This is a genomic window from Pseudomonas sp. 5.2 (genome assembly GCF_059025405.1).
The window spans coordinates 63,102-87,234 of sequence record NZ_JBYBHH010000018.1 but is presented as its reverse complement, the minus strand read 5'-3'; the positions used below and the strand labels follow the sequence as shown (position 1 = coordinate 87,234).

The following is a 24,133-nucleotide window of genomic DNA, read 5'->3' as shown; positions in this document are numbered from 1 at the left end:
ATCACTCGTGCATTGATTATCAGCGGCGAACGCGGGCCTGCAGGAACGACAGCACTTCATTGAGTGGCAGCGCTTGAGCATCCTGATCGGTGCGGTGCTTGTATTCCAGGTTGCCTTCGGCCAGGCCGCGGTCACTGACGACGATGCGGTGCGGGATGCCGATCAGCTCCATGTCGGCAAACTTGATGCCTGGGCTGGTCTTCTTGTCGCGGTCATCCAACAGCACTTCGAAGCCGGCGGCAGTCAGTTCGGCGTACAGCTTGTCGGTCGCTTCGCGAACCACGTCGGTTTCATAGCGCAGCGGCACCAGGGCGATCTGGAAAGGCGCCAGGGCGTCGTTCCAGATGATGCCTTTGTCGTCGTAGCTCTGTTCGATGGCGGCGGCGACCACGCGGGACACGCCAATGCCATAGCAACCCATGGACAACACGACAGGCTTGCCGTTCTCGCCCAGTACCTGGCACTTGAGTGCCTCGCTGTACTTGGTGCCGAGCTGGAAGATGTGGCCCACTTCGATGCCGCGCTTGATCACCAGGGTGCCCTGGCCGTCTGGGCTTGGGTCGCCTTCGACGACGTTGCGCAGGTCGGCGACTTGCGGAACCGGCAGGTCGCGCTCCCAGTTGACGCCGAAGTAGTGCTTGTCATCGATGTTGGCGCCGATGCCGAAGTCGCTCATCAGGGCAACCGAACGGTCGATGATGCATTCCAGTGGCAGGTTCAGCGGGCCGAGCGAGCCTGCACCGGCGCCGATGGCGTCGCGCAGTTCAGCTTCGGTCGCCATGACCAGCGGGTCGGCAACCTGTTCCAGCTTGGTGGCCTTGATTTCGTTGAGCTCGTGGTCGCCACGGACGATCAGGGCGATCAGCTTGCCTTCTTCGGCGCCGCGCACGATCAGGGTCTTGACGGTCTTCTCGATCGGCAGGCCGAAGTTTTCGACCAGTTGGGCGATGGTCTTGGCGTCCGGCGTGTCGACCAGGCGCAGCTCCTCGGAAGGGGCAGGGCGCACGGTTTCACGCGGGATGGCCTCGGCCTTCTCGATGTTGGCAGCGTAATCGGAGCTGTCGCTGAAGATCACATCGTCTTCACCGGATTCGGCCAGCACGTGGAATTCGTGCGAGTAGCTGCCACCGATGGAGCCGGTGTCGGCTTGCACAGGGCGGAAGTCCAGGCCCAGGCGGGTAAAGACGTTGCTGTACGCCTGGTGCATGCGGTCGTAGGTTTCCTGCAGGGAAGCCTGGTCGGCATGGAAGGAGTAGGCGTCCTTCATGATGAACTCGCGGCCGCGCATCAAGCCGAAGCGTGGGCGGATCTCATCACGGAATTTGGTCTGGATCTGGTACATGTTGAGCGGCAGCTGTTTATAGCTGGACAGCTCGTTACGGGCCAGGTCGGTAATGACTTCTTCGTGGGTCGGGCCGACGCAGAAGTCGCGGTTGTGGCGGTCTTTCAGGCGCAGCAGCTCTGGGCCGTACTGCTCCCAACGGCCGGATTCCTGCCACAGTTCGGCGGGCTGGATGCTGGGCATCAGCACTTCCAGGGCGCCGGCGGCGTTCATTTCCTCGCGCACAACGGCTTCGACCTTGCGCATCACTCGCAAGCCCATCGGCAGCCAGGTGTACAGGCCAGAGGCCAGTTTGCGGATCATGCCGGCGCGCAGCATGAGCTGGTGGCTGATGACCACTGCGTCGGCAGGGGTTTCTTTCTGGGTGGCGAGCAAATATTGACTGGTGCGCATGGTGGGCCGTGTCGATTGCCTAAGACGTTGAAATGACCCCGCATTGTACGGGGGCGAAACGAAGGCGTACAGGATGCCCCAGGGCGTGACACTTGTCAGCCAAGAAAAAGCCCGGCGTGATCGCCGGGCTTTTTCAAGTGCGGGGCACTGCAAGCCAGGCTTACAGGATGCTCAGCGGGTACTCGACGATCAGACGCAGTTCGTCGATCGAGCTCGAACCGTAGTACACACCGTCGCTGGAGCGGTAGGTGGCCTGGCGGACACGGAAGCTCAGGTCTTTCGCTGGGCCGCTCTGCATGACGTACTTGACGTCTACGTCGCGTTCCCATTCCTTACCGTCGTCGGTGGTGCGGGTGGTTGCACCGGTACCGCGTGCGTAACGGGTCATGAAGGTCAGGCCTGGTACGCCGAACTCGGCGAAGTTCAGGTCGTAGCGAGCCTGCCAGGATTTCTCGTCTTCGGCGTTGAAGTCGGAACGGGCGATGGAGTTGGCCAGGAACACGGTACCGCCGCCGTCCACGCCGTAGGCGTAGTCACCGTCGCCGCTGACTTTCTGGTAGGCCAGGGTGAAGGTGTGGGCGCCGATGTTGTAGGCAGCCGACAAGCTGGCTGCGATGTTGTCGAGCTCGTTGGTGCCGTCGGACTTGGTCACGAATGCGCCGGTGCGGTTGGCGCCGATCGACTTGGTGTCATAGATGTTGAAGTCGAACACCAGGCCTTGCTTGTCGCTGATCGGCAGCGCCCAGTTGATGTTGCCGTACCACTTACGGAAGTGATCTTCGATGTGCGAGTAGTAAACGCTGGTGCTGAGGCTATCAGTGAACGCGTAGGTACCGCCGAAGATGTTGGCTTCGGTCAGGTTCAGGCTGTCATGGTAGGTCTGAGCCTGGGCGTTCATGGCGGTGAAGTGACCGGCGTTCAGGGTCAGGCCATTGATCTCGTTGCTGGTGATCAGGCCGCCTTCGGCAACTTCCGGCAGCAGGCGGCTGTCGTCAGTGGCGAATACTGGCATGGCGGTGAACTGGTCACCGAACTTCAGCACAGTATTGGAGATGCGCATTTTTACAGCGCCGCCGCCTTCGGAGTAATCATCCTGCGAACGGCCGTCGGAGCCTTGTGGGAACAGGCCGGTGCCGGCGCGACCTTTGCCGCTGTCCAGTTTCAGGCCGAGCATGCCGATGGCGTCGACGCCGAAGCCTACAGTGCCCTGGGTGAAGCCCGATTCGTAAGTGCCGAGGAAGCCAAGGCCGGTTTCTTCCACGCGGCTTTGAGTGCCGGCTGGGTTGTTACGGAAGTCACGGCTGAAGTACAGCATGCGAGTTTTGACGTTCAGCTGGCTGTCTTCGATGAAACCCTTGGACTCGTCTTGTGCAGAGGCGAAGGCCAATTGCGAGGTCCCTGCCGAAACGGCCAGGGCGATCATGCTCCACTTCATCACGCGCATCGTGATTTGCTCCTTTGGTTTTTTAGGAAGAGTACCGCTGCGCCCAAGTCTTTTAGTTATATGGGGCAGCTCTTTCTTGTTATGTCGGCGGAAATGTATAACACGCTGACTGTTGTTGGCGATATGGGCATATCCAAGCTTTCGGGAACTTTATGGCCATGTCGCTTTCAGGTATTTCCATGTCGCAAATCACGTCCCGGATTCCCGGGTCGTACAACGCCAGCGCTGTTCCTGTCACCGTAACGAATCTGTAACTACAGGTTCCGGTTAGGGAAACTCCCTGGTGTATCCAAAGCGGCTGTTGTTATTTGTTGCGTACATCGCTTGATGCAGATGTCGTGCCGACTTGGCGGGAGAGGAATGCAACAAGCGTGCTCAAAATTACCACCCGTTTATGAAATTTTCACAAATGAGGCTGCCGAAGGTCGGAAAGTACCGTAAACACGGGGCGGGACTTGTCTGATGGTGTGCCACAACTCTGGCGGTTTTCAAATTCAAAACCTGCCATAAAAGTCAATGTGTTACCGGCAACTGTTCATGCGGAGTCATTCGTGTGGGTAAAAGCGTAGTGGTGTGCTCGTTTGCGGCCTCATTTTGGTGCGAAAAGTAGCGGTGTGTTACCGCGACTGTGCAGGCAGCAGGTATTCATGAACTTAAAGTGTGCAGTGTCGGGCTGCTGTTGCATGCCGGCGTGCGCGAAGCAAGGTATCCTTGCGCAATGTTCCCGTGTCTCGCGGGCCCGTTATCGAGTATTGGAGGTTGGTGGTGGTTGAGATGGATTCGCGTTTGCAGCAAGACACCTATGTACTTGGAGACTTTCCGTTGTGCCGTGTGTTGCTCAGCAAAGACGCCAATTACCCTTGGTTCATCCTGGTGCCGCGTCGCCCTGGGGTGAGCGAATTGTTCGACTTGAGCCAGGAAGACCAGGCGCAACTGTGGAAAGAAACCACGTACCTGGCTGAAGCGCTGAAGGGCGAATTCAACGCTGACAAGATGAACGTTGCCACCCTGGGTAACGTTGTCAGCCAGATGCACATGCACGTCATTGTCCGTCACACGCATGACGCCGCTTGGCCAGCGCCGGTATGGGGCAAAGTGCCCGCCGTCGAGTATGCGCCGGGGCAAGTCGATGCCATTGGTCAGCGCCTGCGCGCGCTGCTCAACGATGACTACCAGCAGGTGGCCTGAAGTGTCCTCTGAATCGCGAATCATCGAGCTGGAAACCCGCCAGGCCTTCCAGGACGACACGCTTCAGGCGCTCAATGATGTGGTGGTCGAGCAAGGGCGTGTGATCGAGCGCCTGCAATTGCAGATGGCCGAGCTGCTCAAGCGTTACGAAGAAATGGTGGGGCAATACGGCAGCGAAGGTGAAGAGGCGCCGCCCCCTCATTATTGAGTTGAGGCAGCCCTGGCCTTGCACCAGGGCTGCACACGGTCAGCGACGGGTTACCGCGACCACATCTTCGGCCTGCAGGCCTTTGTCACGGTGCATGACCGAAAACTCGACGCGCTGGCCTTCGACCAGAATGCGGTGGCCTTCGCCGCGGATGGCGCGGAAGTGCACAAAGATGTCATCGCCCGAATCGCGGGAAATGAAGCCAAAGCCTTTGGACGTGTTGAACCACTTGACGGTGCCCGTATCGCGGTTGCCGGCCTCCAAGGGGGCACTTTGGCTGGTGCGGGCTTTTCGGTTGGCTCGGGCGAAGCCCGCAGCCAGGTGCAGCACCACGGCCAAGGCCGCGCAGACCAGGGCGGCCAGGTTGCCCATTTCGGGGCGAGCCAGCAGCGTCAGGGTCTGCAATACCACGGCCACCACCAGCAAGGCGCAAGCCAGGTGCTGCAATTGTTGCCGGGCACCTCGGTAATACAGCGGCACGACCGGGGCCAATACCAGGTTAAGCAGGCCGAGCAGTGCCAGGTAGACCGCGTCGGGTTGCTGCAGGAAGGGTGTTGCGTCGGTTTTCAGGCTGGGTATGAGCGATAGCAGCAAAGCCGCTACGCCCGTCACCAGATGGACGATCTTGAACATGGGTTGGCTCACAGTTGACAAGCTGATCACAGGAAGAGCTGGCGACACGGTGCGCATGAGGTGTAAAGCGCGAACACGTGGTGGGCCAGCCTATGCACCCGGCAATAACAGTCCGCACGGGTGGCACCCTGCCTATTTAACAGCAAAGGCGCAGGCTACTCAAACCGCAGGCCGCCACAGCCGATGTGTTGCGCCATGTCACAGGCGGGTTGCGCCAAGTGTTGATACAGTTGGAAGGGCCCGCTTGATCATCAAGCCTTATGGAAAGGGGAACTTCATGGCAATTGATATCGGTATCAGTGAAGAAGATCGCAAGTCTATCGTCGATGGGCTGTCCCGCCTGTTGTCGGATACCTACGTGCTGTATCTGAAAACCCATAACTTTCACTGGAACGTCACCGGTCCGTCGTTCCGTACCCTGCACCTGATGTTCGAAGAGCAATACAACGAGCTGGCGCTGGCGGTGGACTCGATTGCCGAGCGGATCCGTGCCTTGGGCTTCCCGGCACCGGGGTCCTATGCTTTTTATGCGCGGCATTCTTCGATCAAGGAAGAGGAGGGCGTGCCGGCCGCGGAGGAGATGATCCGTCAGCTGGTGCAGGGCCAGGAGGCGGTCGTGCGCACCGCGCGCAGCATCTTCCCGGTGGTGGACAAGGTCAGCGATGAACCGACCGCCGACCTGTTGACTCAGCGTATGCAGGTGCACGAGAAGACCGCCTGGATGCTGCGCGTCTTGCTGGACGGCCAATAGTCGCCGCGTAGCGTCAGAAACGTCTGATAAGCCCGGCTGCCGGCAGTGCAGCCGGGCTTTTTGCGTTTCTGCGGGAAGGTTTTGCCGCTGTTTCGAAGGCGCAGGCTGGCGCTTCATGGTTGCCCTAGGGCCCCGGGTACAGGGGCAATGGCAGTCGCGATGGAGTGGCCGGATGATAGGCATGATGCAACAAGACAAGCGAGGCGGTGGTCAGGGGCGTTGGCCGGGCAAGCAATGCGTCGACCCCTTCAAGGCCGACTTTGACATGCTGCAGATCAGGCCGGTGTCACGTTCGGTCCGGCTCAACGGGTTTTCCACCTGCCTGCGCCTGGAAGCGGTCTACTGGGGGATCCTGGAGCGTATCGCCGAGGCCAACCGCTGCTCGGTCAGCGCGGTGTTGTCCTACGTGGACCGCGAGGTGCATCTGCGCCAGGGCGGGGTGCGCAACTTCAGTGGCCTGATCCGCGTCATCTGCGTCGCCTGGTTGCTCGATCCGCCGAGTGCACGCTGATCGCCAGGCGGGCTGCGCAGTGCTTGCTAACCATATATAATCCCGCTTTTTGCTGCCCCGGCAGCCAGTGTTATGGTTGACGAGAGACACCCATGCCCCTTTATGACTATCAATGTGCGTCCTGCGAGCACCGCATGGAAGTGCTGCAGAAGATCAGCGCTGCGCCGCTGACCGATTGCCCGGCCTGTCAGGCGCCGGCACTGAAGAAGTTGCTGTCGGTACCCGGCTTTCGCCTGAGCGGCACCGGCTGGTACGAAACCGACTTCAAGACCGGGGCAAAAAAGAACCTTGCAGGCGGCGACAAAGCCGACTGAGTTGAATGCTGTGACCGGGTCTTGCAGTATTAGCCCTCTGGGCGGCCAAGGCCTCCACCGAATACACGAATCACGAGAAGCGAAACCACCATCATGATGCGCAGCCATTATTGCGGCCAACTGAACGAGAGCCTGGACGGCCAGGAAGTCACCCTTTGCGGCTGGGTCCATCGTCGCCGCGACCACGGCGGGGTGATCTTCCTCGACATCCGTGACCGCGAGGGCATGGCCCAGGTCGTATTCGACCCCGATCGCGCCGAAACCTTCGCCGCCGCCGACCGTGTGCGTAGCGAATACGTCGTGCAAGTCACCGGCAAGGTTCGCAAGCGCCCTGACGGTGCGGTGAATGCCAACATGGCCTCCGGTGCCATCGAGATCCTTGGCTACCAGCTGACCGTGCTCAACGAAGCGGAAACCCCGCCGTTCCCGCTCAACGAATACTCCGACGTTGGCGAGGAAACCCGCCTGCGCTACCGCTTCATCGACCTGCGTCGCCCGGAAATGGCCGACAAGCTGCGCCTGCGTTCGCGCATCACCAGCAGCATCCGTCGCTTCCTCGACGAGAACGGCTTCCTCGACGTCGAGACGCCGATCCTCACCCGTGCCACGCCAGAAGGCGCGCGCGACTACCTGGTACCGAGCCGTACCCACGCAGGCAGCTTCTTCGCCCTGCCGCAGTCGCCTCAGCTGTTCAAGCAGCTGCTGATGGTGGCCGGTTTCGACCGCTACTACCAGATCGCCAAGTGCTTCCGTGACGAAGACCTGCGAGCTGACCGCCAGCCGGAATTCACCCAGATCGACATCGAGACCAGCTTCCTCGATGAGTCCGAGATCATGGGCCTCACCGAGAGCATGATCCGCAAGCTGTTCAAGGAAGTCCTGGACCTGGAGTTCGGTGAATTCCCGCACATGACCTTCGAAGAAGCCATGCGCCGTTACGGTTCCGACAAGCCAGACCTGCGTAACCCGCTGGAGCTGGTCGACGTTGCCGACCAGCTGAAGGATGTCGACTTCAAGGTATTCGCCGGCCCGGCCAACGATCCGAAGTGCCGCGTTACCGCCCTGCGCGTGCCAGGCGCCGCCAGCATGCCGCGCAGCAAGATCGACGAGTACACCAAGTTCGTCGGCATCTACGGTGCCAAGGGCCTGGCGTACATCAAGGTCAACGAGCGCGCCAAAGGTGTTGAAGGCCTGCAGTCGCCGATCGTCAAGAACATCCCTGAAGCCAACCTCAACGTGATCCTCGATCGCGTTGGCGCGGTCGATGGCGACATCGTCTTCTTCGGTGCCGACAAGTTCAAGATCGTCAGCGAGGCCCTGGGCGCACTGCGCATCAAGGTCGGCAACGACTTCAACCTGCACACCTGCGAGTGGGCACCGATGTGGGTCGTCGACTTCCCAATGTTCGAAGAGAACGAAGACGGCAGCTTTACCGCGCTGCACCACCCGTTCACCGCGCCGAAGTGCTCGCCAGAAGAGCTGGAGGCCAACCCGGCCACAGCCCTGTCCCGTGCCTACGACATGGTCCTGAACGGTACTGAGCTGGGTGGCGGTTCGATCCGTATCCACCGCAAAGAGATGCAACAGGCGGTGTTCCGTCTGCTGGGTATCGAAGCGGCGGAACAGGAAGAGAAGTTCGGCTTCCTGCTCGACGCCCTGAAGTTTGGTGCACCGCCGCACGGTGGCCTGGCCTTCGGCCTGGACCGCCTGGTCATGCTGATGACTGGCGCCCAGTCGATCCGTGAAGTGATCGCCTTCCCGAAAACCCAGAGCGCTGCCTGCGTCATGACCCAAGCCCCAGGCATGGTCGACGCCAAGGCCTTGCGCGAGCTGCACATCCGCCTGCGCGAACAGACCAAGGTCGAGTAAGCGGGCCCAGGGCGCATCCAGATGGATGCGCCTTTGCGTTACGGCGCAGGTATTTTTGTCGTTGCGCCCCGTCAGGGGCGCAATTGTTTGTGTTTCAAAGAATTTGGAGTCGTTATGGCTGGTCATTCCAAGTGGGCGAACATCAAGCACCGCAAAGAGCGCCAGGATGCCAAGAGAGGCAAGATCTTCACCAAGTGGATTCGCGAGCTGACCGTAGCTGCCAAGCAAGGCGGTGGTGACCCGGCGTCCAACCCGCGTCTGCGCCTGGCCCTGGACAAGGCGCTCGGCGCCAACATGAGCCGCGATATCATCGACCGTGCCGTGGCCCGTGGTGCTGGCACCAACGAAAGCGACAACGTCGAAGAGCTCAGCTACGAGGGTTACGGCCCGGGTGGCGTGGCGATCATGGTCGAGGCCATGACCGACAACCGCAACCGTACCGCGGCAGCCGTGCGTCATGCCTTCACCAAGTGTGGCGGCAACCTCGGTACCGACGGTTCGGTGGCCTACCTGTTCGAGCGCAAGGGCCAGATCAGCTTCGCGCCGGGCGTTGATGAAGACGCCTTGATGGAAGCCGCGATGGAGGCCGATGCCGACGACGTCGTCGCCAATGACGATGGTTCGTTCGATGTCTTCACCTCGTTCAACAGCTTCTATGCCGTGCGTAATGCCTTGGAAGAGGCTGGCTTCAAGGCCGATGACGCCGAAATCGTCATGCAGCCGACCACCAGTGCCGAACTGGATCAGGAAGGTGCGGAGAAGGTGATCAAGCTGATCGACATGCTTGAAGACCTGGATGATGTGCAGAACGTCTATTCCAATGCGCAGATTTCCGACGAGATCATGGAAAAACTCGGCTAAGGTGTCGCCTACAAGGCTGTAATTGGGGCCGCTGCGCGCCCCATCGCAGGCAAGCCAGCTCCTACAGGTAGCGCGCTGATCTAGGATGATGCGCTGTACCTGTAGGAGCTGGCTTGCCTGCGATGGGTCGCGCAGCGGCCCCAATGGCCTTGAATCGAGCTCAGGCTTTCAAGCATCTCCCTATACGACAGGCTTTATGACTCTGATTCTTGGTATCGACCCCGGCTCGCGCATCACCGGGTATGGCGTTGTGCGCCAGACCACCCGTGGTTGCGAGTACGTGGCGTCGGGTTGTATCCGCACGGGCAGTGGTGAGTTGCACGAACGTCTGCAGATTGTCTTTCGCGGTGTCAGTGAGATCATCAAGCTGCACGAACCGGTGACCATGGGCATCGAGCGGGTGTTCATGGCCCGCAACCCCGACTCGGCGCTCAAACTCGGCCAGGCCCGCGGTGCGGCAATCGTCGCCGCCGCCGAGGCCGGCCTGGAAATCGCCGAGTACAGTGCCACCCAGGTCAAGCAGGCCGTGGCGGGTACGGGTGGGGCCAACAAGGAGCAAGTGATGATGATGGTCATGCACCTGCTCAAGCTTACGAAGAAGCCGCAGATCGACGCCTCCGACGCCCTGGCCATCGCCCTGTGCCATGCCCACACCCGTTCCAGCCTAGTACCGCACGGCCTGGCCACGGCACGGCGTCGCGGCGGGCGCTTGCGTCTGTAGTTGCTTCATGCGGTGATACACATTTTGTTCAGGTGAAGCGTTCACCTGAGGCATTTGCTGATAGGGTTGAGCGGTCTTTGATCGGCTCCCCAAGAGGAAGGATCGGAACGTGATTGGACGTTTGCGCGGCACCCTGGCGGAAAAGCAACCGCCACACCTGATTATCGACGTCAATGGCGTGGGCTATGAGCTGGAAGTGCCCATGACCACCCTGTATCGCCTGCCCAAGGTCGGCGAAACGGTTACCGTGCATACCCACCTGGTGGTGCGCGAAGACGCGCACCTGCTCTACGGGTTCCACGAAAAGCGCGAGCGCGAACTGTTCCGCGAGCTCATTCGCCTCAATGGCGTTGGGCCGAAGCTGGCGCTGGCCTTGATGTCGGGCCTGGAAGCCGACGAGCTGGTGCGCTGCGTGCAGGCCCAGGACACCTCGGCCTTGGTGCGCGTACCCGGTGTCGGCAAGAAGACCGCCGAGCGTTTGCTGGTCGAACTCAAGGACCGCTTCAAGGCCTGGGAAACCTCACCGGCCATGTTCACCCTGGTGTCTGACGGGCCGGTGCCGGTCAGCAGTGCCTCCACGGCCGAGGCCGATGCCGTCAGTGCGCTGGTTTCCCTGGGCTACAAGCCGCAGGAAGCCAGCAAGGCAGTGTCCGCCATCAAGGACAAGGCAGGCCTGAGCAGTGAAGAGCTGATCCGCGCCAGCCTCAAAGGGATGATTACCAAGTGATCGAAGCCGACCGTCTGATCGCCGCCAGTGGGCGTGACCGCGAAGAGGTCCAGGACCGCGCGATCCGCCCCCTGCGCCTGGACGAATACATCGGGCAGCCGGTGGTGCGTGAGCAGATGTCGCTGTTCATTCAGGCGGCTCGTGGTCGCAGCGAATCACTCGACCATACCTTGATCTTTGGCCCGCCCGGGTTGGGCAAGACCACCTTGGCCAATATCATCGCCCACGAGATGGGCGTTTCGGTCAAGAGCACCTCGGGGCCGATCCTCGAGCGCCCGGGTGACCTGGCGGCGATGCTGACCAACCTCGAACCCCATGATGTGCTGTTCATCGACGAAATTCACCGGCTTTCACCGGTGGTCGAAGAAGTGCTCTACCCCGCGATGGAAGACTTCCAGCTCGACATCATGATCGGCGAAGGGCCCGCCGCCCGCTCGATCAAGCTCGACTTGCCGCCGTTCACCTTGGTGGGTGCCACCACCCGCGCCGGCATGCTGACCAACCCTTTGCGTGACCGCTTCGGCATCGTCCAGCGCCTGGAGTTTTACAGCGACAAGGACCTGGCAACCATCGTCAGCCGCTCCGCTGGCATCCTGGGCCTGGTCATCGAAGACCAGGGCGCCTTCGAGATTGCCCGCCGTGCCCGTGGCACGCCGCGTATCGCCAACCGCCTGCTGCGCCGTGTGCGCGACTATGCCGAAGTGCGCGGCAAGGGCCAGATCACCAAGGCTGTGGCCGACCTGGCGCTGAACCTGCTGGACGTCGACGAGCGTGGTTTTGACCATTCCGACCGCCGCCTGCTGTTGACCATGATCGAGAAGTTCGACGGTGGCCCGGTGGGGGTAGACAACCTCGCCGCCGCCATCAGTGAAGAGCGTCATACCATCGAAGACGTGCTTGAACCCTACCTGATCCAGCAGGGTTACATCATGCGTACGCCGCGCGGCCGTGTGGTCACCCGGCATGCCTACCTGCACTTTGGCCTGAATGTTCCTGGGCGTTTGGGGGAGGGTGGTGATTTTTCCGAGCCAGGCGATGAATGACAGATCAAAACCGGCTTTTTGTGGTCCTACCGCTGGCATGCCCTCGGCGCGCTGGCAATAAGACATTAATGAGAAAAAACAGTTGCCGCAGCGGATTGGCAAGCTGAGGAGTAAGCACTAGAGTATGCGCGCGCAAAATCAGCTCGAACCGTTCGCCCACCGTTGTCGCGTCTACTACGAAGACACCGATGCGGGCGGCGTGGTGTATTACGTCAACTACCTGAAATTCATGGAGCGCGCGCGTACCGAGCGGCTGCGGCACCTGGGCTTTTCCCAGTTGCAGTTGGCCGGGGAGAACCTGCTGTTCGTGGTCCATTCCAGCGAGGCGCGCTACCACGCGCCGGCGCGGTTGGACGATGAACTGCGGGTGACCGCGCAAGTACTTGAACTCAATCGTGCCAGCCTGCGCTTCGTGCAGCAGGTCTGGCGGGAAAAGGATGAAACGCTGCTCTGCGAGGGGCAGTTCCTGGTGGCCGCCGTGCGCGCCGACACTTTCAAACCCCGAGCCATACCCCCCAAGCTGCGCGACGCCTTTATGGCGGACGGCTCGGGTACTCAATCGAATGCAGGAGAATAAGCGTGGAAGCTAACGTCGTCGACCATACCTCCATGTGGAGTCTGGTCAGCAATGCCAGCGTGGTGGTACAGCTGGTAATGCTGATCCTTGTGGCCGCCTCGGTCACCTCATGGATCATGATCTTCCAGCGCAGCACCATGCTGCGCGCCGGTCGTCGAGCGCTGGATGCCTTCGAGGAGCGTTTCTGGTCGGGTATCGACCTGTCCAAGCTGTACCGTCAGGCCGGCAGCAACCCAGACCCGGATTCGGGTGTGGAGCAGGTCTTCCGTGCAGGCTTCAAAGAGTTCTCGCGCCTGCGTCAGCAGCCGGGTGTAGACCCGGACGCGGTCATGGAAGGCGTTGGCCGAGCCATGCGCGTGGCCATCTCGCGTGAAGAAGAAAAGCTCGAGCAGAGCCTGCCGTTCCTCGCCACCGTCGGTTCGACCAGCCCGTACATCGGCCTGTTCGGTACCGTATGGGGCATCATGAACTCCTTCCGCGGCCTGGCCAGCGCCCAGCAAGCCACCCTGGCCACGGTTGCCCCCGGTATTGCCGAAGCGTTGATCGCCACTGCGATCGGCCTGTTCGCAGCAATCCCAGCCGTTATCGCGTACAACCGTTTCGCCGCGCGCAGCGAAGTGCTGATCGGTCGTTACTACACCTTCGCCGACGAGTTCCAGGCGATCCTGCACCGCAAAGTGCACACCAGCGAAGAGTAATCAGGTAGAAGCCCATGGCCCGAGTTCGCCACAAACGCAAGCCGGTCGCCGAGATGAACGTGGTGCCCTACATCGACGTGATGCTGGTGCTGCTGGTCATCTTCATGGTGACGGCCCCAATGCTCAACCAGGGCGTGAAGGTCGACCTGCCCAAGGTTTCCAGTGAAGCCTTGCCGCAGGACAACAACGTCCAGATCCTCACCATTTCCATCAAGGCCGACAAGACCTACTACTGGAACCTCGGCAGCGAAGTCGATACCGACAAGCAGATGGACAAGGCCATGACCTTGCCCGACATGACCAACGCAGTGACCAAGATCATTGCCGCCGGCCGTGACCAGGGCAAGCAGACACAGGTCTTCATTCGTGGCGACAAGGCTGTCGACTACGGCGCGGTCATGGGTGCCATGGGCGGGTTGCAGAAGGCCGGTGTCGGTAACGTTGGCCTGATTACCGAGGCGCCCTGATGCAACAGCGAGAGCCATCCGCCTCGGAAAGCTACTTCTGGCCCAGTGTCTGGGCCATCGGTCTGCACGTGCTGGTGTTCGGCATGCTGTTCGTCAGTTTTGCCATGACGCCTGAACTGCCGCCTTCCAAGCCGATCGTCCAGGCTACCCTGTATCAGCTGAAGTCCAAGAGCCAGGCGACTACCCAGACCAATCAGAAGATTGCCGGGGAAGCGAAGAAAACCGCCTCGCGCCAGACCGAAGTCGAGCAGTTGGAACAGAAGAAGGTCGAGCAAGAGGCCGTGAAGGCCGCGGAACAAAAGAAAGCCGACGCCGCTCAAAAGGCCGAAGAGGCTCGCGAAGCCGCCGAGGCCAAGAAGGCTGAAGCCGCTGAAGCCAAGAAGGCTGAGGAGGCTGCCAAGGCCACCGAGGCCAAGAAAGCCGCCGAAGCCAAGAAAGCCGAGGAGGCGAAGAAGGCCGCCGAGAAACAGCAGGCCGACATCGCCAAGAAGAAGGCTGAGGAAGAGGCCAAGAAGAAAGCCGACGAGGAGGCCAAGAAAGAGGCCGCCGAAGAAGCGAAAAAGCAAGCCGCCGAGGACGCCAAGAAAAAGGCAGCCGAAGAGGCCAAGAAGAAAGCAGCCGAGGACGCCAAGAAGAAAGCGGCGGCCGAGGACGCGAAGAAGAAGGCAGCTGAAGAGGCCAAGAAAAAGGCCGCTGCAGACGCCCAGAAGAAAAAGGCACAGGAAGCGGCCCGCAAGTCGGCGGAAGACAAGAAAGCTCAGGCCCTGGCCGAGCTGTTGTCCGACACCACAGAGCGGCAGCAGGCACTGGCTGACGAGCAAGGCGACCAGGTGGCCGGCAGTTTCGACGACCTGATCCGTTTGCGAGCGGCCGAAGGCTGGGCGCGTCCGCCTTCCGCGCGTAAGGGCATGACGGTGGTCCTGCAGATCAACATGTTGCCAGATGGCACCATCACCAATGCCAGCGTTCTGCGCTCCAGTGGCGACGGTCCGTTCGACAGTTCGGCGGTGGCAGCAGTGAAGAACATCGGTCGTCTGACCGAAATGCAGGGTATGAAGCCGAGCGATTTCAATCAGTATCGTTCGTTCAAGATGACATTTACACCTGAGGATCTAGCGTTGTGATTAAACGTCTGAGAGGACTGCTGGTCATGCTCTGCTGCGTAGCAGGCATGGCGGTGGCAGATGAAAAGAACATCCTGGTCACCAGTGGCAGTGACCGGGCCACTCCCATCGCGGTAGTGCCGTTCGGTCTGCAGGGCGGCAGCGTGCTGCCCGAAGACATGGCCGAGATCATCGGCAACGACCTGCGCAACTCCGGCTACTACTCGCCGATTCCGCGTCAGAACATGATCAGCCAGCCTTCCCAGGCCAGCGAAGTCATCTTCCGTGACTGGAAAGCGTTGGGCGCGCAGTACGTCATGGTCGGCAGCATCGTGCCGTCCGGCGGCCGCCTGCAGGTGCAGTACGCCCTGTTCAACGTCGCCACCGAGCAGCAAGTGCTGACCGGTAGCGTGGCGGGCAGCGTCGACCAGTTGCGCGACATGTCGCACTACATCGCCGACCAGTCGTTCGAAAAGCTCACCGGCATCAAGGGTGCGTTCTCGACCCGCATGCTCTACGTGACGGCCGAGCGTTTCTCTACCAACAACACCCGTTACACCCTGCAGCGTTCGGACTACGACGGTGCCCGGGCAGTGACCCTGCTGCAATCGCGTGAGCCGATCCTGTCGCCACGCTTTGCACCGGATGGCAAGCGCATTGCCTATGTGTCGTTCGAGCAGAAGCGCCCGCGCATCTTCGTTCAGCACATCGACACCGGTCGCCGTGAGCAGGTCACCAACTTCGAAGGCCTCAACGGCGCGCCTGCCTGGTCGCCGGATGGTTCGCGCCTGGCGTTCGTGCTGTCCAAGGATGGCAACCCGGACATCTACGTGATGAACGTGGCGTCGCGTCAGATCAGCCGTGTCACTGCCGGCCCGGGTATCAATACCGAGCCGTTCTGGGGCAAAGATGGCAACACCCTGTACTTCACCTCCGACCGTGGCGGCAAGCCGCAGATCTACAAGCAGTCGGTCAGTGGTGGTGGTGCCGAGCGCGTAACTTTCGTGGGTAACTACAACGCCAACCCGAAACTTTCGGCGGACGAAAAGACGCTGGTGATGATTCACCGTCAGCAGGGCTTCACCAACTTCAAAGTGGCGGCACAGGACTTGCAACGCGGAAGTGTAAAGATTCTCTCGGAAACAAGTCTTGATGAGTCTCCCACTGTTGCGCCAAACGGCACCATGCTAATCTACGCCACCCGCCAGCAGGGCCGGGGAGTCTTGATGCTCGTGTCGCTTAATGGCCGCGTGAGGCTCCCACTTCCTACCGCTCAAGGCGAAGTCAGAGAACCGTCCTGGTCCCCTTTCCTGAACTGATTGCGGCGTAATACGTTTTGCTTAACACACTGGGGTTTCATTAGGAGTTTCACGATGGAAATGCTGAAGTTTGGTAAATTCGCTGCGCTGGCTCTGGCCATGGCTGTAGCTGTAGGTTGCTCCTCGAAAGGCGGTGACAACGCTGGTGAAGGCGCTGTTGACCCGAACGCTGGCTACGGTGCCAACACTGGCGCTGTTGACGGCTCCCTGAGCGAAGAAGCCGCCCTGCGCGCAATCACCACCTTCTACTTCGAATACGACAGCTCGGACCTGAAGCCAGAAGCCATGCGCGCTCTGGACGTTCACGCCAAGGACCTGAAGTCCAACGGCAACCGCGTTGTTCTGGAAGGCAACACCGACGAGCGCGGCACCCGCGAGTACAACATGGCTCTGGGTGAGCGTCGTGCCAAGGCCGTTCAGCGTTACCTGGTTCTGCAGGGCGTTTCCCCTGCTCAGCTGGAACTGGTCTCCTACGGTGAAGAGCGTCCGGTTGCCACTGGCAACGACGAGCAATCCTGGGCTCAGAACCGTCGCGTAGAACTGCGTAAGTAAGTTCCTATGCGAATGTGCCGCCGTGTTGTAACCGTCCTCGCACTCAGCCTGCCGCTCGCGGCCTGGGCTGAGGTCCCTGTAGTAGATGACAACGCGGGTGGGTATCCACCTGCGGGTTATGGCACGAGCGGCGCCTATGCCGGGGCAGGGGCTTCGACCCCTGCCTCGGCACAGGGCCAGCTGTTCATGCAGCTGCAACAGATGCAGGATCAGCTTTCCCGCCAGCAAGGCATCATCGAAGAGCTGCAAAACGATGTGTCGCGCATGAAGCAGGAAAACCTGGAGCGATACCAGGATCTGGACCGTCGCATCAACAGTGGTGCCGCGCCTGCCGCGACCCCTGACAATTCCGCTACCGGTGGCGCATCCAATGCCGCCGCCGGTGCAGCAGCAGGCGCCGCTGGCGCTGCTGCACAACAACCGGCCGCCAACAGCGAGCCCGGTGATCCGGCGAAAGAAAAGCTCTACTACGATGCTGCTTTCGACCTGATCAAGCAGAAGGACTTCGACAAGGCCAGCCAGGCGTTCAACGCCTTCCTGCGCAAGTACCCCAACAGCCAGTACGCCGGCAACGCCCAGTACTGGCTGGGTGAGGTGAACCTGGCCAAGGGCGACCTGCCGGGTGCCAGCCAGGCCTTCGCTCAGGTGAGCCAGAAGTACCCCAAGCACAGCAAGGTGCCTGATTCGCTGTACAAGCTGGCCGACGTCGAGCGCCGCATGGGCCATACCGACAAGGTCAAAGGCATTCTGCAACAGGTCATCACCCAGTACCCCGGCACCTCTGCCGCACAGCTGGCGCAGCGCGACCTGCAGAAGCTCTAAGCAGCACCTTTCAAAAGAAACCCGCGCGAGTCGCGGGTTTTTTCGTTAGAATCAGTGCCCTTTTTCCTAAACACGCTGCTGCGGATAACGCCATGTCGAGTCCGCGACAGTGCCTGACGGAGGCGGACAGCCTGTTTAGCTGTCACGCCCGTGGCGATCATGCAAGACACATTACGCATCACCGAAGTCTTTTACTCGTTGCAGGGTGAAACACGAACGGCTGGGCTGCCCACGGTATTCGTGCGCCTGACCGGTTGCCCCCTGCGCTGTCAGTACTGCGACAGTGCCTACGCCTTCACCGGCGGCACTATTCGCACCCTCGATTCGATCATGGAGCAAGTGGCCGGCTTCAAGCCGCGCTACGTCTGTGTCACCGGTGGCGAACCGCTGGCCCAGCCCAATGCCTTGCCTTTGCTCCAGCAGCTGTGCGATGCCGGCTACGAGGTCTCGCTCGAGACCAGTGGCGCCTTGGATATTTCCGGTACTGACACCCGCGTCAGCCGTGTGGTCGACCTGAAGACCCCAGGCTCCGAGGAGTCGCACCGCAATCGCTACGAGAACATCGAGCACCTGACCCGCAACGACCAGGTCAAGTTCGTGATCTGCTCCCGTGAGGATTATGACTGGGCCGTGTCCAAGCTGATCCAGTACAACCTGGCCGAGCGTGCTGGCGAGGTGTTGTTCTCGCCCAGCCACCATCAGGTGAGCGCAAGTGACCTGGCCGACTGGATCGTTGCCGACAACCTGCCCGTACGTTTCCAGTTGCAGCTGCACAAGCTGCTGTGGAACGACGAACCCGGACGTTGATTGAGGAGTTGCAGTACATGACAGAGAAACGCGCGGTAATCTTGCTGTCCGGTGGCCTGGACTCGGCCACGGTGGTGGCCATGGCCAAAGCCGAAGGCTACAGCTGCTACACCATGAGTTTCGACTACGGCCAGCGTCATCGGGCCGAGCTCGATGCTGCCGCCCGTGTGGCGCGTGACCTGGGTGTGGTCGAGCACAAGGTCATTGGCCTGAGCCTGGACGGTATCGGTGGCTCGGCCCTGACCGACAGCAGCATCGACGTACCGGAAACCCCAGGTGAAGGCATCCCGGTCACCTACGTACCGGCGCGCAACACCGTTTTCCTGTCCTTGGCCCTGGGCTGGGCGGAAGTGCTCGAAGCGCGTGACATCTTCATCGGCGTCAATGCCGTGGATTACTCCGGTTACCCGGACTGCCGCCCCGAATTCGTCGAAGCCTTCGAGCGCATGGCCAACCTGGCGACCAAGGCGGGTGTCGAAGGGCAGGGCTTCCGCATCCAGGCACCGTTGCAGAACTTGAGCAAGGCGCAGATCGTTCAAGCGGGCATCGCCCGGGGTGTGGATTACAGCCTGACGGTTTCCTGCTACCAAGCCGACGATCAAGGCCGTGCCTGCGGCAAGTGCGACAGCTGCCGCCTGCGTGCTGATGGCTTCAAGGCTGCCGGGGTGACCGACCCGACGCGTTATTTTTGATTTTTTTTATGGCGAGGTGTTGATTTCCCGTTAGAAATCAGTATTATACGCGCCATCCAACGGGTCGTTAGCTCAGTTGGTAGAGCAGTTGGCTTTTAACCAATTGGTCGTAGGTTCGAATCCTACACGACCCACCATACGCAGTAAGTCAAAGCCCGCTACCGGCAACGGTAGCGGGCTTTGTCGTTTCTGGCGCGAACTGCCGGTTACTCAGCCCACTCCGGATCCCCGGTAAACACCACGGTCAACCAACGGTCCGGCCCTTCGCCGCCCACGGCATCGCCGATCTCATTGCGCAACGCATCCCATTCATCGATGGTTTTTGCGCCCATGCCGGTAGGCACGATGAAGTACAGCTCGATCTCCCGCGAACGCCCTACCTTGGCCACATAGGCGCGGTACGACTGCAGCCCATGGCGCGCAACGAAGGCCTTGGCGACTTCGTCGACATGCAGTTTGAGGTCCCCCGGCGTCACCAGGAATATCTCCGAAAACGCCTGGCGTACCACCGACAGCGGCAATGGAATGATTACCAGGCAGACCAGTGCCAGCACCGCCGGGTCGATGTACGGGGACATCCATTCCCACTGCGTGCCCTGCACCGCATAACCAAAGCAGAAAGCGATCAGCAACGCGGCGGTGATGCTCGCTGACATCACCCAACCCTTGACGTCCATGCGTACGAAGTCCGACCCCAGCTTGCGGTTGGCCCGGGCTTCGACGACTGCGATGGTCACGCAGGCGATCACGGTCAGTACCGCGTAGACCATGGCGATGCCGAACTCCAAGTGCCGCCCGCCTTGCAGCACGCTGCTGACGGCGTTGATCAACGCATAGATGGCCACGCCGCTGAGCAGGATGCCATTGAGCGCTAGCACCATCGGTTCCAGGTGCCAGAAGCCCATGGTGAAGCGCTCACGCAGCTTGCGTGACATCTGCAGGCTGGTGGCGTGCGAGGTGATCAGCTTGACCACCACCAGCGACAGGCCGCTCATGCTGGCGTCGACCAGCGAGTAAACGCCGTCGAAGATGATCGAGAACGAGCCCGAGGCCAGGCCGAAGGCAATGCCGATAGTGGCGATGAACAGGGTAACGGCGATCGAGGTGCGTAGCAGGCCTTGTTCGCTGGTGATGTCGAAGAACGGGGTTTTGTTTGTTGCTTGCATGGGTAAAGCTCTTTCAAGAGGTGGGTTGCCTGTGCTGGCCCTTTCGCGGGCAAGCCCGCTCCCACAGGGTAAAGTGCAGTTTCGAAGGCTGCACAGGTCCTGTGGGAGCGGGCTTGCCCGCGAAGAGGCCGGTACCGGCTAAACGCGAAACTGCTCCATCAAAGCTTGCTGCTGATTGGCCAGCCGGTTCAGCGCCTGGCTGATCCGCGCCGATTCATCGGCCTGGCCAGCCAGCGATTCTGTCACATCACGAATACCTGCCACGTTACGGTTCACTTCCTCGGCCACCGCACTTTGTTCCTCGGCCGCCGACGCGATCTGCAGGTTCATGTCGCTGATCACCGCCACCGCCTCGCCGATACGCTGCAGGGCCGGCAGCGCCTGTTCCATGCGCGTTGCGCTGGCCTGGGCTTGGCGCTGGCCCTCGTGCATGGCGCCCACCACATCCTGGGTGCCTTGCTGCAGGCCCTCGATGACCTGGCGGATTTCTTCGACCGACACCTGAGTACGCTGGGCCAGGCTGCGCACTTCATCGGCAACCACCGCAAAGCCACGACCGGCCTCACCGGCGCGGGCCGCTTCGATGGCGGCATTGAGCGCCAGCAGGTTGGTCTGCTCGGCAATCGCACGGATCACCTCCAGCACTGAACCGATCTGATCGCTGCGGCTTTCCAGGGTGCGCGCTTCGTCCATTGCGGTATTCATGTCGGCTGCCAGGCGGTCGATGGCCTGGCGGGTGCTGGCAATCAGTTGCAGGCCTTCGCGGCTTGCCTGGTCGGCGCCACGGGCCGCCTGGGCGGCCTGGGAGGCGTTGTGGGCTACATCCAGCGCGGTGGCGCTCATTTCGTTGGCCGCGGTGGCGACCTGCTCGATTTCCCGGTGCTGTTGCTGCATGCCGTTACTGGTCTGGCTGGCGATGGCGGCGGACTGGTCGGCGGTGCCACGGGCTTCCTGCAGCGAGCCTTTGACCTGGGCGATCACCGGCTGGAGTTTGTCGAGAAAGCGGTTGAACCAGCCGGTCAGTTGGCCCAGTTCGTCCTCGCGGGCATAGTCCAGGCGGCGCGTGAGGTCACCCTCGCCGCTGGCGATGTCTTTCAGGCGCGCGGCGACGGCAAGAATCGGCCGCGTCACGCCGCGGGCGGTCAGCCACACCAGTACCAGGCCCAGCACAGCGGCGCCAAGGCCGATCAGCAGGCTGGTGAGGTTGGCAGTTTGGTTGTGCGCATCCAGGCGTTGGTTGAGCGCCATGGCCGGTGCTTGCAGCACGCTTTCGGGCAACTCCAGCAGCACTTGCCAGGGCGCTGCGTCGGGGATGGGGCTGAACGGGTGAGCAACGCGCAGCAAGCCGTTTGGTACCGCCGCGTCCAGCGCCTTGCCGAGCTGGCTGCTGTCGCGGCTGTGGCCCGCCAGCAGGCCGGCGGGGCTGACGATACTGACCTGGCCCTGGCCGTCGAACAGCTCCTGACGGCCGTTCAGGCTCAACTGCTGCAGGTTGTCCAGGCCTATGTCCAGGCCGACCACGCCGACGACCTTGCCGTTCTCCAGCAGGGGCAGGGCAATGCTGGTCATCAGCACCTGGCGGCCGTTGACCTCGTCGAGGTACGGCTCGAGCATGCAGGTCCGGGCGGTTTCTTGCGGGCAGGTCAACCAGCGGTTCTGCGGGCTGCCGCTGGTGCTGGTGCGGGTGTCGGCGAGCATCGCCTCAGGCATGGCTTCTTGCTCCAGGGTGCCTGGGCGTGGCTGCGACCAGTACAGCGAGAAGCGCCCGCTGTCGTTGCTGCCCACGGCCTCCTGGGCGACGAACTGGCTGTCCTGGTGGTCCAGCGCGTCGGGCTGGAACACCAGGTACAGGCCGATCACGTCCGGGTTGCTGGCCAGGCTGGCGCGCGCCTCGCGGGTCAGCTCGCCACGCAAGTCGTTGCCGCCGCGGGCCTTCAGCACCTGTACCAGGCGTCGGAAGCCATTACCGTGCTGATAGGCGTCCATGAAATAGCGCTGGATACGCAGCGCCTGGGTTTCGGCGTGCGCCTGCAGGCGCAGGCGCGCGCTGTGGTCGAGCATTTCCGAGTTGGCCTGGCTGACCAATGCCGCGCTGCGCCGGGCCTGGGTCAGCGAGGTGGTGACCAGCAGTGCGACGATGGCCAGCAGGCACAAGCCGGCAAGCAGGGTGATCTTCCACTGGATGGAGAGGCGACGCAGCGACATGAGGGCTTTCCTTTTCGATCAAGGACAACGCCCGCGGTCAGGCGCGGGCGTTGTCGGCAGCGTGGGTCATTCAGCGATGCAGTTCGGTGGCGCAACCCTGAAGGCCTTGGTCAGCCAGGCCAGGTAGATCACCCCGAGCAGTGCCCAAAGCCCGCCGAACATCAACGAGTGCGCGTTCAGGTCCAGCCACAGCGAAACGATGATGCAGAAGCCGATGGTCGGCAGTACCAGGTACTTCAACTTGTTGGCCAAGCCTTTGCGGTTGCCTTCGCGCAGGTAGCAGTGGTTGATCACCGACAGGTTGACGAAGCTGAACGCGACCAGGGCGCCGAAGTTGATGATCGACGTGGCGGTGACCAGGTCGAAGAAGATCGCCGACAGCGAGATCAGCCCGACCACGGCGATGTTCATCACCGGCGTCTTGTAGCGCGAATGCAGGCGGGCAAAGATGCTGGCCGGGATTACATTGTCGCGGCCCATCACGTACAGCAGGCGCGAGACGCTGGTCTGCGAGGCCAGGCCCGAGGCGATGGTATTGATCACGGTGCAGGCGATGAACACCGACTGGAACAGCTTGCCGCCCACGTACAGGGCGATCTCCGGCAGGGCGGCTTCCTGGTCATGGAAGCGCGCCATGGTCGGGAAGTAGGCCTGGATGAAGTACGACACCAGGATGAACACCATCCCGCCGATCAGCGCGGTCAGGAAGATGGCCCGTGGGATGGTCTTGCCTGGGTCGCGGGTTTCTTCAGACAGGCACGTCACTGCGTCGAAGCCCAGGAACGAGAAGCACAGGATGGTGGCACCAGCGGCCAAGGCGCTGAGGTGGGTCTGGTTGTCGGCGAACGGCAGCAGGCTCCAGGTGGTGCCCAGCCCTTCGCCGTGGCCCAGGCCGCGCACGCAGAGGTAGATGAACACCGCAATGATCGCGACCTGCACCGCCACGAACAACAGGTTGAAGTGCGCCACCAGGTTGATACTGCGCATGTTGATCAGGCTGATCAGGCTGACGAACCCGGCCACCCAGACCCACGCCGGCACTTCGGGGAACATGGCCGACAGGTAGAGCTTGGCCAGCAAGGCATTGACCATGGGCAGCAGCAGGTAGTCCAGCAGCGATGACCATCCCACCAGGAAGCCCACGTGCGGGTTGATGGCGCGCTGGGTGTAGGTGTAGGCCGAACCCGATTGCGGGAAGCGTCGTACCAGGGTGCCGTAGCTCACCGCTGTGAACAGGATACCGGCCAGCGCCAGGATGTAGGCGCTTGGCACGTGCCCGGCGGTGATGCCGGAAACAATGCCGAAGGTGTCGAACACGGTCATCGGCGTCAGGTAGGCCAGGCCGATGATCACCACGTGCCAGAGGCGCAGGGATTTGCGGAATTGGTCGCCGCCGGAAGCGCTTTGGTCAGGCTGCATGCTGGCGTGGCTCCTGCGGCTGGACGTGAACGGCGGGCACAGTGAGTTGCGCATGCGGCAAGGGCGAGCGGGTGGGCTCCATGTTGTTCACCTTTATTGTTCGGAGCAGAGGGAGGCGCGTGCGAGGCGCCGGTTGTTCTTTGTGGGGTGGGCGCGGTGCAAGTGGTGAAAATAAAAAACGATGGGTAGGTTGGTGTCAAGTTAAACATGACAAGATGTTGCCAAACTGAAATATTTATCGATTTCAATGGGGTTTTGTTCAGTTTTTGCGCGGTTTTTTGCGGTTTTGATCGATTTAGAT

Annotated in this window: 25 protein-coding genes and 1 tRNA gene; 20 read left to right on the top strand and 6 right to left on the bottom strand. The window is 61.3% G+C overall.

The window, feature by feature from the left end; all coding sequences use genetic code 11:
- Positions 1-19 precede the first annotated feature (19 nt).
- Positions 20-1,735, bottom strand: a complete 1,716-nt coding sequence (locus tag AC5PZ0_RS23485) for a proline--tRNA ligase (RefSeq protein WP_265970064.1) — start codon at positions 1,733-1,735, stop codon at positions 20-22.
- 160 nt (positions 1,736-1,895) lie between these two features.
- Positions 1,896-3,179 carry an OprD family porin gene (locus AC5PZ0_RS23480; RefSeq protein WP_027594676.1) on the bottom strand — a complete coding sequence of 428 codons (1,284 nt, stop codon included), beginning with the start codon at positions 3,177-3,179 and terminating at the stop codon, positions 1,896-1,898.
- 765 nt (positions 3,180-3,944) lie between these two features.
- Between AC5PZ0_RS23480 and AC5PZ0_RS23475 the strand changes: the two genes are divergently transcribed.
- A complete protein-coding gene (locus AC5PZ0_RS23475) occupies positions 3,945-4,367 on the top strand; it encodes an HIT family protein (protein WP_155951424.1) in 423 nt (140 codons plus the stop codon).
- A 1-nt stretch (position 4,368) separates the two neighbouring features.
- Positions 4,369-4,575, top strand: a complete 207-nt coding sequence (locus AC5PZ0_RS23470) for a SlyX family protein (protein ID WP_027594674.1) — start codon at positions 4,369-4,371, stop codon at positions 4,573-4,575.
- A 39-nt stretch (positions 4,576-4,614) separates the two neighbouring features.
- On the opposite strand, the gene AC5PZ0_RS23465 is transcribed toward AC5PZ0_RS23470, so the two are convergent.
- A complete protein-coding gene (locus AC5PZ0_RS23465) occupies positions 4,615-5,208 on the bottom strand; it encodes a cold-shock protein (RefSeq protein ID WP_027594673.1) in 594 nt (197 codons plus the stop codon).
- A gap of 277 nt (positions 5,209-5,485) precedes the next feature.
- Between AC5PZ0_RS23465 and AC5PZ0_RS23460 the strand changes: the two genes are divergently transcribed.
- The 18 genes from AC5PZ0_RS23460 (at position 5,486) to AC5PZ0_RS23375 (ending at position 19,179) form a co-directional block, all read left to right on the top strand.
- Positions 5,486-5,959, top strand: a complete 474-nt coding sequence (locus AC5PZ0_RS23460) for a Dps family protein (protein WP_027594672.1) — start codon at positions 5,486-5,488, stop codon at positions 5,957-5,959.
- 181 nt (positions 5,960-6,140) lie between these two features.
- Positions 6,141-6,470: a ribbon-helix-helix domain-containing protein gene (locus AC5PZ0_RS23455; RefSeq protein ID WP_027594671.1), complete on the top strand. Its 330-nt coding sequence runs from the start codon at positions 6,141-6,143 to the stop codon at positions 6,468-6,470.
- A 92-nt stretch (positions 6,471-6,562) separates the two neighbouring features.
- Positions 6,563-6,784, top strand: coding sequence for an FmdB family zinc ribbon protein (locus AC5PZ0_RS23450; protein WP_027594670.1), 222 nt, complete (start codon positions 6,563-6,565; stop codon positions 6,782-6,784).
- Between the two features lie 93 nt (positions 6,785-6,877).
- On the top strand, positions 6,878-8,653 hold the full coding sequence (aspS, locus tag AC5PZ0_RS23445; RefSeq protein WP_027594669.1) for an aspartate--tRNA ligase: 1,776 nt from the start codon (positions 6,878-6,880) through the stop codon (positions 8,651-8,653).
- 114 nt (positions 8,654-8,767) lie between these two features.
- Positions 8,768-9,514 carry a YebC/PmpR family DNA-binding transcriptional regulator gene (locus tag AC5PZ0_RS23440; RefSeq protein WP_027594668.1) on the top strand — a complete coding sequence of 249 codons (747 nt, stop codon included), beginning with the start codon at positions 8,768-8,770 and terminating at the stop codon, positions 9,512-9,514.
- A 196-nt stretch (positions 9,515-9,710) separates the two neighbouring features.
- The gene (gene ruvC / locus AC5PZ0_RS23435) at positions 9,711-10,235 is read left to right on the top strand and encodes a crossover junction endodeoxyribonuclease RuvC (RefSeq protein ID WP_186680987.1); all 525 of its coding nucleotides are present in this window, start codon (positions 9,711-9,713) and stop codon (positions 10,233-10,235) included.
- A gap of 109 nt (positions 10,236-10,344) precedes the next feature.
- Positions 10,345-10,962 carry a Holliday junction branch migration protein RuvA gene (gene ruvA / locus AC5PZ0_RS23430; RefSeq protein WP_027594666.1) on the top strand — a complete coding sequence of 206 codons (618 nt, stop codon included), beginning with the start codon at positions 10,345-10,347 and terminating at the stop codon, positions 10,960-10,962.
- Positions 10,959-12,005 carry a Holliday junction branch migration DNA helicase RuvB gene (gene ruvB, locus AC5PZ0_RS23425; RefSeq protein WP_027594665.1) on the top strand — a complete coding sequence of 349 codons (1,047 nt, stop codon included), beginning with the start codon at positions 10,959-10,961 and terminating at the stop codon, positions 12,003-12,005. The genes ruvA and ruvB overlap by 4 nt, the downstream gene beginning before the upstream one ends.
- A 124-nt stretch (positions 12,006-12,129) precedes the next feature.
- Positions 12,130-12,582 carry a tol-pal system-associated acyl-CoA thioesterase gene (gene ybgC / locus AC5PZ0_RS23420; protein WP_027594664.1) on the top strand — a complete coding sequence of 151 codons (453 nt, stop codon included), beginning with the start codon at positions 12,130-12,132 and terminating at the stop codon, positions 12,580-12,582.
- A 2-nt stretch (positions 12,583-12,584) separates the two neighbouring features.
- Positions 12,585-13,280, top strand: coding sequence for a protein TolQ (gene tolQ, locus AC5PZ0_RS23415; protein WP_008090219.1), 696 nt, complete (start codon positions 12,585-12,587; stop codon positions 13,278-13,280).
- A gap of 14 nt (positions 13,281-13,294) precedes the next feature.
- Positions 13,295-13,747, top strand: coding sequence for a protein TolR (gene tolR / locus AC5PZ0_RS23410; protein WP_012273765.1), 453 nt, complete (start codon positions 13,295-13,297; stop codon positions 13,745-13,747).
- The gene (gene tolA / locus AC5PZ0_RS23405) at positions 13,747-14,871 is read left to right on the top strand and encodes a cell envelope integrity protein TolA (RefSeq protein ID WP_033694212.1); all 1,125 of its coding nucleotides are present in this window, start codon (positions 13,747-13,749) and stop codon (positions 14,869-14,871) included. The genes tolR and tolA overlap by 1 nt, the downstream gene beginning before the upstream one ends.
- A 26-nt stretch (positions 14,872-14,897) precedes the next feature.
- Complete coding sequence (gene tolB, locus AC5PZ0_RS23400) at positions 14,898-16,169, top strand: Tol-Pal system beta propeller repeat protein TolB (protein ID WP_033694211.1); 1,272 nt, start codon at positions 14,898-14,900, stop codon at positions 16,167-16,169.
- Between the two features lie 54 nt (positions 16,170-16,223).
- A complete protein-coding gene (pal, locus tag AC5PZ0_RS23395; RefSeq protein WP_008090230.1) occupies positions 16,224-16,721 on the top strand; it encodes a peptidoglycan-associated lipoprotein Pal in 498 nt (165 codons plus the stop codon).
- A gap of 6 nt (positions 16,722-16,727) precedes the next feature.
- Entirely contained in the window at positions 16,728-17,543 is an 816-nt protein-coding gene (gene ybgF / locus AC5PZ0_RS23390) for a tol-pal system protein YbgF (RefSeq protein ID WP_099430209.1), read from the top strand.
- 159 nt (positions 17,544-17,702) lie between these two features.
- Entirely contained in the window at positions 17,703-18,350 is a 648-nt protein-coding gene (gene queE, locus AC5PZ0_RS23385) for a 7-carboxy-7-deazaguanine synthase QueE (protein ID WP_027594660.1), read from the top strand.
- A 17-nt stretch (positions 18,351-18,367) separates the two neighbouring features.
- A complete protein-coding gene (queC, locus tag AC5PZ0_RS23380; RefSeq protein ID WP_027594659.1) occupies positions 18,368-19,042 on the top strand; it encodes a 7-cyano-7-deazaguanine synthase QueC in 675 nt (224 codons plus the stop codon).
- Positions 19,043-19,103: 61 nt separating this feature from the next.
- Positions 19,104-19,179, top strand: a tRNA-Lys gene (locus AC5PZ0_RS23375).
- Between the two features lie 69 nt (positions 19,180-19,248).
- Here AC5PZ0_RS23375 and AC5PZ0_RS23370 read toward each other — a convergent pair.
- The 3 genes from AC5PZ0_RS23370 to AC5PZ0_RS23360 form a co-directional block, all read right to left on the bottom strand.
- Positions 19,249-20,208, bottom strand: coding sequence for a cation diffusion facilitator family transporter (locus AC5PZ0_RS23370; RefSeq protein WP_027594658.1), 960 nt, complete (start codon positions 20,206-20,208; stop codon positions 19,249-19,251).
- 138 nt (positions 20,209-20,346) lie between these two features.
- Positions 20,347-22,413, bottom strand: a complete 2,067-nt coding sequence (locus tag AC5PZ0_RS23365) for a methyl-accepting chemotaxis protein (RefSeq protein WP_493855835.1) — start codon at positions 22,411-22,413, stop codon at positions 20,347-20,349.
- A 66-nt stretch (positions 22,414-22,479) separates the two neighbouring features.
- Positions 22,480-23,832 (bottom strand): APC family permease, encoded by a 1,353-nt coding sequence (locus AC5PZ0_RS23360; RefSeq protein ID WP_027594656.1) that lies wholly within the window; start codon positions 23,830-23,832, stop codon positions 22,480-22,482.
- Positions 23,833-24,133 lie beyond the last annotated feature (301 nt).

Excerpts from the sequence above, each read along its gene's own strand:
- AC5PZ0_RS23370 (WP_027594658.1), bottom strand. The coding sequence starts at position 20,208 with ATGCAAGCAACAAACAAAACCCCGTTCTTCGACATCACCAGCGAACAA.
- tolR (WP_012273765.1), top strand. The coding sequence starts at position 13,295 with ATGGCCCGAGTTCGCCACAAACGCAAGCCGGTCGCCGAGATGAACGTG.
- ybgF (WP_099430209.1), top strand. The coding sequence starts at position 16,728 with ATGCGAATGTGCCGCCGTGTTGTAACCGTCCTCGCACTCAGCCTGCCG.
- AC5PZ0_RS23455 (WP_027594671.1), top strand. The coding sequence starts at position 6,141 with ATGATGCAACAAGACAAGCGAGGCGGTGGTCAGGGGCGTTGGCCGGGC.
- AC5PZ0_RS23450 (WP_027594670.1), top strand. The coding sequence starts at position 6,563 with ATGCCCCTTTATGACTATCAATGTGCGTCCTGCGAGCACCGCATGGAA.
- AC5PZ0_RS23365 (WP_493855835.1), bottom strand. The coding sequence starts at position 22,413 with ATGTCGCTGCGTCGCCTCTCCATCCAGTGGAAGATCACCCTGCTTGCC.
- queC (WP_027594659.1), top strand. The coding sequence starts at position 18,368 with ATGACAGAGAAACGCGCGGTAATCTTGCTGTCCGGTGGCCTGGACTCG.
- AC5PZ0_RS23465 (WP_027594673.1), bottom strand. The coding sequence starts at position 5,208 with ATGTTCAAGATCGTCCATCTGGTGACGGGCGTAGCGGCTTTGCTGCTA.
- AC5PZ0_RS23485 (WP_265970064.1), bottom strand. The coding sequence starts at position 1,735 with ATGCGCACCAGTCAATATTTGCTCGCCACCCAGAAAGAAACCCCTGCC.
- aspS (WP_027594669.1), top strand. The coding sequence starts at position 6,878 with ATGATGCGCAGCCATTATTGCGGCCAACTGAACGAGAGCCTGGACGGC.
- tolA (WP_033694212.1), top strand. The coding sequence starts at position 13,747 with ATGCAACAGCGAGAGCCATCCGCCTCGGAAAGCTACTTCTGGCCCAGT.
- AC5PZ0_RS23360 (WP_027594656.1), bottom strand. The coding sequence starts at position 23,832 with ATGCAGCCTGACCAAAGCGCTTCCGGCGGCGACCAATTCCGCAAATCC.
- AC5PZ0_RS23460 (WP_027594672.1), top strand. The coding sequence starts at position 5,486 with ATGGCAATTGATATCGGTATCAGTGAAGAAGATCGCAAGTCTATCGTC.
- AC5PZ0_RS23440 (WP_027594668.1), top strand. The coding sequence starts at position 8,768 with ATGGCTGGTCATTCCAAGTGGGCGAACATCAAGCACCGCAAAGAGCGC.
- ybgC (WP_027594664.1), top strand. The coding sequence starts at position 12,130 with ATGCGCGCGCAAAATCAGCTCGAACCGTTCGCCCACCGTTGTCGCGTC.
- AC5PZ0_RS23480 (WP_027594676.1), bottom strand. The coding sequence starts at position 3,179 with ATGCGCGTGATGAAGTGGAGCATGATCGCCCTGGCCGTTTCGGCAGGG.
- pal (WP_008090230.1), top strand. The coding sequence starts at position 16,224 with ATGGAAATGCTGAAGTTTGGTAAATTCGCTGCGCTGGCTCTGGCCATG.
- queE (WP_027594660.1), top strand. The coding sequence starts at position 17,703 with ATGCAAGACACATTACGCATCACCGAAGTCTTTTACTCGTTGCAGGGT.
- ruvC (WP_186680987.1), top strand. The coding sequence starts at position 9,711 with ATGACTCTGATTCTTGGTATCGACCCCGGCTCGCGCATCACCGGGTAT.
- tolB (WP_033694211.1), top strand. The coding sequence starts at position 14,898 with ATGCTCTGCTGCGTAGCAGGCATGGCGGTGGCAGATGAAAAGAACATC.